This window comes from Streptomyces clavuligerus (genome assembly GCF_005519465.1).
In the GTDB taxonomy this organism is placed as follows: domain Bacteria; phylum Actinomycetota; class Actinomycetes; order Streptomycetales; family Streptomycetaceae; genus Streptomyces; species Streptomyces clavuligerus.
This window is the reverse complement of sequence record NZ_CP027858.1, coordinates 465176-477434: the sequence shown is the minus strand read 5'-3', so window position 1 is coordinate 477434 and position 12259 is coordinate 465176. Positions and strand designations below refer to the sequence as shown.

Annotated in this window: 8 protein-coding genes and 1 pseudogene; 1 reads left to right on the top strand and 8 read right to left on the bottom strand. The window is 75.3% G+C overall.

The features are described from left to right. Nucleotides 1-139: 139 nt before the first annotated feature. The 8 genes and pseudogenes from CRV15_RS01895 to pgfA form a co-directional block, all read right to left on the bottom strand. On the bottom strand, nucleotides 140-361 hold the full coding sequence (locus CRV15_RS01895; protein ID WP_003962563.1) for a Trm112 family protein: 222 nt from the start codon (nucleotides 359-361) through the stop codon (nucleotides 140-142). Next, on the bottom strand, nucleotides 358-1329 hold the full coding sequence (locus tag CRV15_RS01890) for a hypothetical protein (protein ID WP_003962564.1): 972 nt from the start codon (nucleotides 1327-1329) through the stop codon (nucleotides 358-360). The genes CRV15_RS01895 and CRV15_RS01890 overlap by 4 nt, the downstream gene beginning before the upstream one ends. A 3-nt stretch (nucleotides 1330-1332) precedes the next feature. After that, complete coding sequence (locus tag CRV15_RS36230) at nucleotides 1333-2037, bottom strand: class I SAM-dependent methyltransferase (protein WP_174391445.1); 705 nt, start codon at nucleotides 2035-2037, stop codon at nucleotides 1333-1335. Nucleotides 2038-2423: 386 nt separating this feature from the next. After that, a complete protein-coding gene (locus CRV15_RS01880; RefSeq protein ID WP_003962566.1) occupies nucleotides 2424-3800 on the bottom strand; it encodes a hypothetical protein in 1377 nt (458 codons plus the stop codon). Then, on the bottom strand, nucleotides 3797-8149 hold the full coding sequence (locus tag CRV15_RS01875; protein ID WP_003962567.1) for an alpha-(1->3)-arabinofuranosyltransferase: 4353 nt from the start codon (nucleotides 8147-8149) through the stop codon (nucleotides 3797-3799). The genes CRV15_RS01880 and CRV15_RS01875 overlap by 4 nt, the downstream gene beginning before the upstream one ends. Further along, nucleotides 8146-8946, bottom strand: coding sequence for a class I SAM-dependent methyltransferase (locus tag CRV15_RS01870; RefSeq protein WP_003959127.1), 801 nt, complete (start codon nucleotides 8944-8946; stop codon nucleotides 8146-8148). Before CRV15_RS01870 ends, CRV15_RS01875 begins: the two co-directional genes overlap by 4 nt. A 216-nt stretch (nucleotides 8947-9162) precedes the next feature. Then, nucleotides 9163-10296, bottom strand: a pseudogene (locus CRV15_RS01865) (glycosyltransferase family 4 protein); the annotation flags it as partial. Between the two features lie 486 nt (nucleotides 10297-10782). Further along, a complete protein-coding gene (gene pgfA / locus CRV15_RS01860; RefSeq protein WP_003962569.1) occupies nucleotides 10783-11775 on the bottom strand; it encodes a cell envelope lipid trafficking protein PgfA in 993 nt (330 codons plus the stop codon). A gap of 328 nt (nucleotides 11776-12103) precedes the next feature. On the opposite strand from pgfA, the gene CRV15_RS35795 reads away from it, so the two are divergent. Then, a complete protein-coding gene (locus CRV15_RS35795) occupies nucleotides 12104-12256 on the top strand; it encodes a hypothetical protein (protein WP_003962570.1) in 153 nt (50 codons plus the stop codon). Nucleotides 12257-12259 lie beyond the last annotated feature (3 nt).

The following is a 12259-nucleotide window of genomic DNA, read 5'->3' as shown; positions in this document are numbered from 1 at the left end:
ATACGGCTGGACGGGCTGTAGGACGCGTTCAGGGCTGCCACCGACCCGTCCTTCCGTCGCGAAGGCCGTCGACGCGGTGGGCCCGCACCACGACCCGCCCGGACCGGCGGAGCCGATGCGCGCGATACGGCGGGCCCGCTCAGGGAGCGCCCTGCCGGGTCAGCCGTTCGTGTTCCCCGGCGGACACCGGTGCCCCGGACGCCGGAAGCAGCCGCGGGACACCGCCCACGATCGGGTAGAGGCGCCGCAGCCGGGGGTTGTACAGGGCTTCGACGGAGGCGGTGCCGGACAGCACGGGGCGCAGTGGGCCCTTGTCCAACGGGCAGACGAGGAAGGCCAGCAGCGGGTCGGCGGGGTTCATGGACGGTCAGCTCCTCGGGGGAGGTCGACGGGGACGGGCGACTTCGGCGGGTCGTGCCGTGGCGGGTCGTGCTGCTCCGGGGCGTGCTGTGCCATCGTGAGGAGCACCGCCACGGCCAGCAGGGCTCCCGCGACCCGCAGCGACAGCCGCACCGGGTCGTCGGGCAGCGCCTCGCCGAACGCGAACGTCCCCAGAACGGCCGTGAACACGCTCGTCACCGTCGTGCACACCGGCACCACCAGGGAGACCCGGCAACGTTGCAGGGCCGCCTGCGACATGACCAGTCCGAGCGCGCCGGTGACCAGGAGGAGATACGGATACGGGGAGCCCAGCACATCGAGCAGCACGGCGGCGGGCCGGTCGGACAGCCCGGTCAGCCGGCCCGACATCCCCTTGACCGCCAGCGAGCTGACCCCGTACAGCAGCCCCAGGGCGACCCCGTACCCGACCCCCGCCGACGGCACCCGGCGCGGCTGCCGCGCCCGGCGCTCCGCGGCGGCGTACAGCCACACCCCGGCCGCCAGCGACGGCACACAGAGCAGCAGGATCAGCCGCACCGGCGCGTCGGCGCCGACGGTGTCGGTGTCCGGGGACAGGGAGAGGACCACCATCACGAGGGCGACGAGGACCACCCCGACCGCCCGCCGCTCCCGCCCCGACAACCGCTCGCCGAGCAGCCGCGCCGACAGGAGCAGGAGCAGCACCAGACCGGAGACGAAGACGCCCTGCGCGGCGGCGATCGGCAGCGTCCGGTAGACGAGGAGCTGCGCCCCGAACCCTGCGGCCAGCGCCAGCGAGCCGCCGATCCACAGCGGGCTCCCGAGGACCAGCCGCAGCAGCCGCGCGGGCTCCCGGACGGAGACGGCGGGCATGCTGCCGAGTGCCCGTTTCTCCAGGACGAACCCCGTGCTGTAGAGCACGTTCGCCAGCAGCGCGGCGGCCACTCCCCACCCCGTGGCCCACTCCATGGCCTAGCCCTTCCGCGCGTGCAGCAGCAGGATCGAGGAGACCGAGGGGACCGCGCACGCCAGCCGGTCCAGGGGCCGCGCCGGGCGCGGCACCCCGTGGAAGGGCGCGCCCGCGACCCGGACCACCTCGAAGCCGGACGCGGCCACGAACTCCCGCAGCGCGCGGGCCGTGTACAGCCGGAGGTGCCCGACGACCTCCCGGCCGGGACGGCCGTGCACGGCGCGCAGGCTGACCTCGGAGAAGACGGGCTGGACACCGGCGAGCAGCAGGGCCCGGTTGTACCAGGCGGCCAGGTTCGGTGTGGACAGCATCAGATGGCCGCCGGGGCGCAGGACACGGCGCAGCTCGTCCAGGGCGCCGTCCGGGTCGACCAGATGCTCGATCACCTCGCTGAACAGCACGGCGTCGGCCGCGCCCGATCTGAACGGCAGCCGTCCGGGGGCGAGTTCGCCGCGCACGACGCCGCCGAGCCGCGTCCTCGCCCGGCGCAGCGCGTCCTGCGACCAGTCGACGCCGATGACCCGGTGCCCGGTGAGCAGCGGCGCCGCGGTCGCCGCCGCCGTGCCGTCGCCGCAGCCGACGTCGAGCACGACGGCGGGGCGTGCGGCGGCGGGGCCGAGCGCGGCGGCGAGCATCCGGGCCTGCCGCAGGCTGCGGGCGTCCCCGGAGGCGACGGGCACGGCGGGGTTCTCGTAGAACTCCCGCAGCCCCGGGGGTGCGGTTCCGGCCGCCGGGGCGGGGTGCCGGGTTCCTGTGCCGGTGCCTGTCCGGACGCTCCCGCTGATGCCCGCGTCCGTCCTTGTGCCCGTGCCCGTGTCCCTGTCCGTCCGCGCGATGCTGCCCTCGTCCGCGCCGCTGTCCGCATCCGCGTCCGGCCGCGCGGTCCTGCCTATGCCGGGGTCCGTGCTCGTGTCCGCGTCCGTCCTCGTGCCCGTCCGCGCGCCGCTGCTCCCGTCCGCGTCCGACCGCGCGGTGGCGTCGCTGGCGGCCCCGGCCGCCCTGGTCCTGCCCATGCCGGGGTCCGTGCTCGCGTCCGCGTCCGTCCTCGTGCCCGGCCTCGGGGCCGCGTCCGACCCCGGCCGTGTGGTGCTCGTCATCCCCGGTCTCCCTCCGGTGCCCCGTCGCTTCCGGCCGTGGCGGTCTCTGTCGCGTCCAGGCACCGTTCGAACAGCTCCAGCAGCCTCGCCCCGTCCTCCCGCGCGAGCAGCGCCGTCGACCAGCGCAGCGCGAGATGCAGCCGCCCGGCGGTGGACGCCGTCGTCACGCTGAGCCCCCGGGGCATCCGCGCGGGCGCCGAGATCCACACGGCGTCCGCGCGGCCCGCGTCGCCGAAGTCCAGGGCGTACGGAATCCGTCCGATGTTGCTCAGCAGCGCCGTGGACGTCCACGGCCCCGCCGCCCGGCGCAGGCCGCGGGTCACGGCGGCCCGCCAGGCCACCGGCGCCACCGGGGCCGTCAGCAGAGCCGCTCCGCGGCCGAGTTGCGGTCCGGGGGCGGCCTTGAGGGCGCGGGTGCGGCCGGCGGTCCGGCGCAGCAGCTCGCCCAGGGCGTCCGGGTCCCCTGCCCCGGCGGTGCCGCGTTCGCCGGGCGTCTGCTCGGCCACGGTGAAGGGGACGTCGACGAGCCGGGTGCCGTTCCCGATGGGCATGTCGACGCCGCGCGGCCGGTCGTCGACCGGCATGGTGATCCGGATCGGGCGCGGGGGTGCGCCGCGCTCCCGGTTCCACTGCGCGATCGTCAGCGCGGTGGCGACCAGGAGCTGATCGTTCACGGTGTACGCGGCGCCGGGCGGGCGGCGCGGTACCGCCAGGTCGGCCACGAGCAGACCATTGCCCGGACGGCCGGACGGGGTGCCGCGCGCCACCCGGGCGGACGGCACCCACCCGGGCGGCCCCGGCACCGCGGCCCGGTCCCCGGTGCCGGCGCGGACCGGGGGCGCCGCCGGGTCGGTGCCCCGGCCGCCGTACAGCTCGGCGGCCGTCGCGAGCACCCGCAGTCCCGCGGGGCCGTCCAGCGCGGTGTGGTTGACGGTGAGGAACAGCGCGCTGCCGCCGGGCCGTTCGGGGTCCTCGACGAGTTCGAGCCGGACCGGCGGGGCGGCCGACAGCGGGGGAGCCGAGGCCAGGGCGCGTTCCCTGGCCCGCTCCAGAGCGCCGGGCCCCGGGGCCGGGACCGTCACCACGTCCACGCCCGGGTCCGGCTCCCCGGTCTGCTCCCAGAGGTAACGGCGCCGGTACCAGGGGCCCGGCGCCTGACGCACCAGGGCGCGCGGGTGGCGGCGCAGCGCGTCGGTGAACGCCCGCCGCAGCCGGGCCGGGTCGGGCCGCCCCGGCAGCCGGATCTCGATGTGGATGGTCTCCGGCTCGTCCTTCCCCAGGCAGTGCCGTGCGACCTCGTCGACGACGGGGAACGGCACCAGGGCGGGCGGCCCGGCCGGTCCGGGGCGCACGGGCTGGTCCACGGCGGTCACCGGACGCCGCCCTCGGGGCCCGCGGGCGCGTCCGGGTGCCCGGCGTCCGGCCGGACGGCCGGTCCTCCGCCGTCACCCGGACCGGACCCGCCGCCCTTGCGCACCCGGAAGCGGAAACGGAATCCCGGATTCGAGGATTCCGGACCGGCACCGGCACCGGCACCGGCACCGGCCTCGGACGGCCGCTGACGCCGCCCGAGCCCTCCGACGGTCACCAGCGCCGCGAACAGCGCGGTGAACGCCAGGAGCTGGGCCGGGTACCCGAACGCCCCCTCCCCGGCGGCCGGGGCCTCCCCGGCGCCGGTGGCCGCCACGACCCCCGCCCCCGCCATCGCGGCGAACGCGATCGGCACCAGCAGCGCGCGCCGCCACAGGGCGATCAGCGCCAGCGCCGGGACCAGCAGCGCGAGCCAGCCCGCGACCACCACGGCCACCACGGCCGGTGCCACCAGCCCGAGAACCGCCCCCGGCCCGTCCGGCACCGGCGCGGCCCCGGCCGTGCGCTCGGGGTTCTCCTCGCGCCTGCGGTACAGCACCAGACCGATCAGCGCGAGCAGCGCGACCCCGCTGACGGCCAGCCCCGCCGTGTACATCCGGGACGGCTCGTACGACAGCACGACCGTGCCGCCCCCGCCCCGCGGGATCTCGAAGCCCTGCTGCCAGCCGTCGAGCCGGAGCGGTGTCAGCTCCTTCCCGTTCAGGGTGGCCTTCCAGCCGTCGTTGACGTTCTCGTACGTCGTCAGATACGCGGTGGCCCCCGGGCCGACGGACACCTCGCGGCGGTCGCCGCCCCAGTCGCCGACGGTGAGGTCCCGGCCGCTCGCGGCGGGCGCGGCGGGCTCGCCCCGGGTGAGGGTCACCGAGGTGATCGCGAGCGGACCCGCGTCCCCGGCCTCGATCCGGTGGCTGCCCGCGCCGAGCGTCAGCGTCGGGTCCCGCTCGCCCTCCCGGCAGAGCGCCACCTCGACGGGACGCCGTTCCACCAGGTCTCCGACCGTGCCTTTCGCACTGGTCGCGTGGAGGGTCCCGTCGATCGCCAGGGCCGGGCCCGCGCCGCACTCCAGGGTGAACGGGCGGTCGGCGGCGGGCCGTGCGGTGCGCTGGTCGGCGACCGCCGGGACATGCAGCTCGGTCAGGCCCACGGGGAGCTGGAGCGCGTCGTCGGCGACCGGGTTGTGCAGGGTCAGCGGCGCGGTCCGGGTGACCGTGACCTCCAGCCGGTCGGTGATGATCGCCGGGAAGCGGGCCCAGCCGTTGTCGTCGACGTCGGCGGTCGCCGCGCCGTCGGGGGAGCTGACCTCGATCTTCGTGGGCCGGGTCGAGAGTCCGCCCGCGGCGGCCAGCACCAGCGAGTCCACGGGCTTCCTGCCGGACCACTTCAGATGGATCACGGGCTTGTTCCCGGCGATCCAGGCGGTCGTCAGATCGCCGTCGGTCAGATTCCGCGCCGACAGCCCGGTGCCCAGCCGGGCCGTGGAACCGGCCGTCGCGACGATCTGTCCGGTCTGTCCGGTCTGTTCGGGTGCCACCCGGTACAGGAGCCGGTCCAGCTCGTCGCCGGGCACCGGGACCGCGCCGATCCTGATGTCCCGCACCCCGGCGGTGCCGGTGGTGAAGGAGCGCCGCAGCCCCGACTCCGTGCCCGCCGGGGAGAGCCCGCCCGGGTCGGACAGCCGGTGCAGCGACACCGTCTCGGCCGCCGCGTCCGTGCCCGCGCCGTCCGTGGGCAGCCTCAGCAGCCGGGTCACGGTGACCCCGGGGATCGTGATCTCGGCGAAACCGGCACCGGTCAGCCCCGGCCGTCCGGCCTCCGTGCCCACGATGGTGAATCGCGCCCAGCGGGTCTCACCGCCGGGTGACGCGATCTCCTGGGGCCTGCCGTCGGTCGCCAGCGGGCTGATCCTGCTGCCCTGTTCGGTCTCCACCTTCACCCGGGTCGGGGCGGACCGCACCCCGTCCTGCGGCAGCGGGGTCACCTCCAGCGAGGACGGCATCCGCCGCTTCCCGTCGAACGCGATCCGCAGCCACTGCCCCTTCGCGTCGCCGGGCGAACCCTCGGCCCACGCCGTGCCCGGGTCGCCGTCGAAGGCGTGCACCGGGTCGTACTGCGGCAGATGGAACAGCCAGTTGCCACTGGAGGACGCCGTCACCGCACGCGCCCCGCGCAGCTCCGCGACCGTCTGCCGCTCGACGCCCCGCGCCGGCAGGATCTGCCGCGGCGCCTCGCCGGGGTCCTGCGCGCTGCCGGGGTGGTTGCGCTCGTCCTCGGTGTACGTGTACGAGGTGTTGGTGTTCACCAGGCCGAACCGGGTGTCGGCGCGCCGCAGCCCGTCCCCGGTGATCCGGAGCGCCGGGGTGTCGACGCCGGGGTGCCTGTCCCCGGTGAGCACGGTGGGCCGGTCGCGCAGCGAGGGGTCGGCGGAGAGCGGCAGCAGCGATTCCGGTCCGCCGGACACCACGGCGGTATCGGCGGCGGCGCGGATTCCGGCCCGGCCGGGCGGCCGGGAGTCCCCGGCGGGGGCGAAGATCTCCACCGCGCGCTGGCGCGGATACAGGCCCTCGACCTGGAGCGGGGTGTTGTCCGCGATCCGTCCGCCGGTCATGACGGGGCCGAGGCCCGTGACGCGCTCGTAGCCCGACTGCTCCAGCGCCCGCTTCACGGTCGCGGTCGGCACATGGCCGAGCTGGTCCGGGTCCAGGTCGTTGCGGACCACCACATGGTGCAGTCCCGCCCGGCCCAGGAAGTCCCGCAGCCCCGGTATCGCGGCGCCGGTGAGCAGGGCCTGCTCCACGGCGTCCAGGGCGCGCCGGTTCCCGGGCGTGCCGAACGGCACATAGTCGCGCTGGGCCCAGGGGGAGCGGGCGAGGACGTCGAGGGGCTGATCGATGGGGGAGCCCCAGGTGTAGACGCCGTGCGCGGTCGCCGGGACCACCAGCGCCCGGCTGTCGGGGGAGTGCTTCCTCAGCCAGTCCGCCGTGTCACCCCAGTACGCCGGCAGCTTGGTGAACGAACCCGGCTGGAGAACGGCCCCGGTGGCGTACGGCAGGGCGAGCCCGGGCAGCACCACCACCGCCGCGAGCAGCGGAACGTACCGCCGCCCCCACCGCACCCCGTGCCCCGGGACACGGCGCGCGCGTTCCCGCTGCGCGACGGCGGTGACATGGACGAGCCCGAGGACCAGGGCGAGCGCGAGACCCGGCTGGAACTTGTAGATGTTCCGGAACGGCACCAGCGCCCCGTCCAGGAGGTCCTGCACGGGCCCCGCGAACGGCGCGCCGAACCTCCCCGCGTACCCGGCGAGGGTGAGCAGCGCGACCGTCAGCACGGTCAGCACCAGCCAGCGGCGCTCCGGCAGATCCCGCCGGGCGAGCCCGGCGAGCCCCAGCGCGGCGGCCAGCGCCGAGCACACGACGACGGGGACCGACGCCGCGACACTCCACCCGGCGGGCAGCCAGGCGTCACCGAAGTGCAGATACGCCACCCAGTTCCCGGCGCCGCGCAGGGCCTCCGTCGCCGCCATCGTGTCCGTGGTGACCCGTGCCGTCTCCACATAGGGAAGGAAGTTCTCCCCGTACGCCCGGAGCAGCAGCAGCGGGATCACCCACCACAGCGTCGCCAGGACCACCCCCGGCACCCACCACAGGGCCAGCCGCAGCTTCCGCGGACCGTTCGGCCGGGACAGCAGATACAGCCCCACCGGCAGCAGGGACGCCAGGGTCGACGCCGCGTTGACCCCGCCCATGAACGGGATCAGCGCCGCCGAGCGCAGCGCCGTGACCCGCGCGCCGTACCGGTCGTCCGTGAGCGGCAGCAGCACCCACGGCAGCAGCGCGCCGGGCAGCGCGGCGGCCGACGTGGACCCCACGACGATCGTGAACGTCGGCCACAGCGCGTACACGGCGGCGCCGAGCAGCCGCGTCGGACGGGTGCCGACGCCGAGGCGTTCCGCCAGGCGCAGCGCCCCCCAGAAGGCGGTGGTCACCACCAGCGACAGCCACAGCCGCTCCGCCAGCCACACCGGCAACTGCGCCAGATCGGCGAGGGCGTGGAACGGGAGCATCGGGAACGCGTACCCGATGTACTGGTTGGTGAGCCCGCCGAAACCGCCGCGGTCCTGCCACAGCACCCCGAGATCGGCCAGGAACCGCCAGGGGTCGGTGACGACACCGAGTTTGGTGTCGAACGTCATCCGCCCCGGCGACGCCGCCAGGAAGAGCGCGAACACCACGGCCCAGAAACCCAGCAGCCACCGCCGCGACCGGGGCCCGTCCGGGGGGTCCTGGGTCGCGCCGCTGGTCCGGACGGCCGCCGGAGGGGGAGCCTGGGCCGCTGGGGCCGTACTGGTCATGGACACCGCCGAAGAATGAGGAGGAGATTCCAGGTAGCGAACTCACGCAGGCCCGGCACCCGGGTCACCGCCTCGGCCAGGAACGGCCAGTAGCGGGAGCGGGCGGAGACCACCGTGACATCGGTCCTGGCCCGTACCTGGCGCAGGGTGGGACCGATGTGCACGGCGAAGAGGTTCTCGCCCAGGGTGTGTTTGGCGGGGCGGCCGGTGCGCCGCTCGTGGCGGGCCCGCGCCCGCGTGGCGCCCAGATAGTGCCAGGGCGCCCACTCGTGGCCGCCCCAGGGGGAGAGCCAGTTGGTGAACGAGACATAGATCAGCCCGCCGGGGCGGGTCACGCGGATCATCTCGCTGAGGAAGGTCTGCGGATCGTCCACGTGTTCAAGGACGTTGGACGAGAGGCAGACGTCGGCCGAACCGTCCGCGAGCGGCAGCAGATAGCCGTCCGCGACGACCGCCCCCTCGGGCGGCGCCGGTCCCAGCTCCCGTGCGTCCGGTTCGAAGAGGAAGGCGTGCGCGCCGCGTCGGCGGAACTCCTCGGTGAAGTAGCCGCCCCCGCCGCCGACATCGACGACGGTCCGCCCGGCGACCGGCCCGCCGTACGCCTCGACCTGGTCGGCGGTGTCCCGCGCCAGCAGCGCGTAGCACGCGGCGGGGTCGTCGGGCTCCCGCAGAAAGGCGCGGAACAGGGCCAGTGAGCGGCTGAAGGAGGGGTCTTTCGGCGCGGCGCGGCGGTCGGCGGGCCGCGGGACACCGGGGGTGCCCGCGGCGGCGCGGACGCGTGGACGAGGGGTCCGCATCGGTCCTCACTTCCGCCGGGAGGGCGCGGCGGGCCGCGGAGCGGTCGGCGCGGGGCGCGGGCCCGCCCCGAGGCCGGTCAGGTTCCCACCGGCCGGGACGGCGCCCCGGGCCCACGCCCGGCCCTGACCCCGTTCCCGTTCCTGGGCCCGCGCCCGGCTCTGTTCCTGGCCCTGGCCCTGGCTCCGGCCCGGGGCCCGGACGTGGGCCTGCGCGGCGGCCTCCGCGGCGACCGCGCGGAACGCCCGTACCGTGTGGTCCCAGGTGTACCCGGCGGCCAGCTCGCGGGCGGCCCGCCCCAGCGCCGACCGGCGCTCCTCGCTCAGCGCCAGCGAGCACCAGGCGGCGGCGAACGCGCTCTCCCCCCGGGCCAGTACCCCGCTCACCCCGTCGTGGACCGAGTCCCGCAGCCCCGGCACATCGAAGCCGACGGTCGGGGTCGACCGGATCGCGGCCTCCGTGACCACCAGGCCCCACCCCTCCACGGCCGACGGATGCAGCAGCAGCCAGGCCGCGGAGAGCAGCCGGTGCTTCTCCGCCTCCGTGACATGCCCCACGAACTCCACTCCGGCGCCCGCGAGCCCCGCCAGCCGGTCCCGCTCCGGCCCCTCCCCGACGATGACGAGCCGGCCGCCGGTCACCGGCCTGACCCGCTCCCACAGCCGCAGCAGCAGATCGATCCGCTTGTACTCCACGAGCCTGCCCAGCGCCAGGAACAACGGTGTGGACGACCGGGGAGCCGGCGGCCCGGGCTCCTCGACACCGTTGTGCACCACCCGTATCCGGTCCTCGTCGACGCCGATCGCGCGCAGCTCCCCGGCCGTGGACGGGGAGACCGCGACCATCAGATTCCGCCGCTGCCCCTCCTTGAGCGCCCAGTGTTCGAGCCGCCGCCCCAGCCGCCCGGCGGGCGCGAGGGCCCGGCCGCCGAAGCGCATGTCCCACAGCTCGGTGTGGACATGGTTGACCAGGCACAACGTCGGACCGCGGTGCCACAGCGGCGCCAGATAGGGCAGGCCGTTGCAGACCTCGACCAGCAGATCGCAGTCGCCGACCCGCCGGGCCAGGGTCCCGCGGGCCCGCAGGAAGTGACCGAGGTCGCCGCCCGCCGACACCACACGGTAGTCGCGGTCGGCGGCCGGGCCACCGCAGACCAGGGTGACCTGATGGCCGAGGCGGGTGAGGCCGTCGGCGAGCCGGTCGACCAGGAGTTCGGAACCGCCGGCGGCGGGATTGCCGAGGTCGCGGCGGGAGAGGAACACGATGCGACGTGGCTCGGCGGACAGCGCCACCGGGGGCCGGGCGGGCCGGGGAGCGGCCGTGCGCGGCGCGGCGGGCACGTGGTGGGGCATGGGTGCTCCGACTCGTCAGGGTGCAGAACCGTGCGGTGGTCGTGGTGCGGGGAACACCCCGGCACGGGAAGGGCGGACGGATGAGGGCAGGGGCGGAAGGAAGGACAAGGGCAGGCAACGAGGGCAGGCGGCGGAAGGAAGGACAGAAGCGGGCAACGAGGGCAGGGGACGAGGGCAGCGGACGGACGGGTGGCCAGGGCGGGGTGGGGCGGTACCGGGGATGGAGGACGGCACGGGGTCCGGGCGGGACCGGGCCGCCGGGCCGGGTCCGGGACCGTGCCGGGGAGCAGCCGCTGCTGCGCACGGTCCCGGCGGGGTCCCGGACCGGGGTGAGCCCGCCCCGGAGGTTTCCGGGGCCGCTCGGATGTGCCGGATTCTGCACGGATGGCGTGTTCGGGTGGGTGGGATGGACAGTTTTCGCCCAGCGGTTCGCCGCGGCTACTCACCGAGGTGACAAATTGCGGGGCCGTTGCCGGCCGTACTTCATCACCGGGTGAGGGGTTCCGGTACATCGGCAGGGGCCGGGGCCCCGGCGGTGTCCTCGCGGCGCCCCCGGACCAGCAGGACCGAGCCCGCCACGGCCAGCGACAGCCCCAGCGCGCCCGCTCCCACGGGCGCCGTCACCCCCAGCAGCCGCAGCTTGCGGTTGTCGGCCCGCGCCAGCTCGACCTGCTTCTTCTGCGTCTCCTCGGTGAACGCGATCCGCTTGCTCTCCAGCAGCACCACCTCGTTCCCGGCGCCCGCGCCGGGCGCCCGCAGCGTCTTCCGCGGCCCGATCGCCGCGAACAGGATGCGCCCGGTCCGCTGATCGGCGACCAGTTCGATGCCATGGTTGGCGTACCACTCCTCGGCGAGGACCTGGCCGCGCTCCGGTTGACCGACGAGCACCCCCGGCACCTGCCGCGTCCCGGTCCGCACCGGGTCGACCGTGCCGGTGAACAGGTATCCCTCATGGCCCCGGACCTTCGTCGTCCTGGTGAACTCCAGCTCCACGGCGGCCCCCAGGGTGCTGTCCCACCAGCGGTACGGGCGCTTCTCCACACCGAACGGGAACTTCAGATACGCCTCGCCCGCGAAACGGGGGCTCTCCCCGCAGCAGTGCACGGGGGCGTTGGTCCTCCGGTCGGTCACCCAGCGTTCCACGGTCCACTGGAACGAGTCATGGGGGTCGGACGCGGGCAGGGTGTCCTCGGTGTCGACGCTCGTCGACACGTCCCAGACGGCCCGGCCGCTCTTCTCGCTGTCGGCCACGTCCCCGCGGACCTTCCGGGTGACGGTGAGCTCTGCCCCCTCGACGGTCTTGACCTTCCCGGTGTCGAAATAGCTCCCCTGACCTGTGAAGACGGTGGTCACATCGGTGTCGGTCGGGGTGCGCTGGGCACGGGGCTCGACATACCGGGCGAGCAGCGCGGCCAGCACCAGCAGAAAGGTGCCGACGCCCAGCAGAACGAGCGGAACGGGTGGGGCGGTACGTCGCATCCTGGTACTCCAGAAGGGTTCGGGGCGGCTCGGCACGGCGTCGGGACAGCGTCGGGACAGCAAGGCCGCAAGGTGACGGAGAGTGTGCGCGCGAGGGAAAAAGCGCGGGCGCCGTATGGGCCGGGAAACGTAGGCCCACCCTTGACGAGGTGTCAATGCATTGCCGAGACTGACCCCAGCCGGTCGGGGCCGGCAGGCGCCATCGCGGGAGAGCGGAACCGGGAACCCGTGACCGCTCACCACCGGGGAACCCGTGGGCACTGGCGCGGAACGTGTGGATCATCCAGGGTGGGGACGACCTTTCGACCGGAAAGGCTGGACCCCCAGCATGCCCAGACTGCTCGCCGCCGCACTGACCGCCGCGGTCGCCGCGGCCCTCGCCACGGGCGCCGCCCTCGGTATCGTGGCCCTGCTCGACGCCACCCCGGACCAGCCCAATACGCCTCTCGTCACCTACGAGACGGCCTCCCTGGAGCGCTGACCC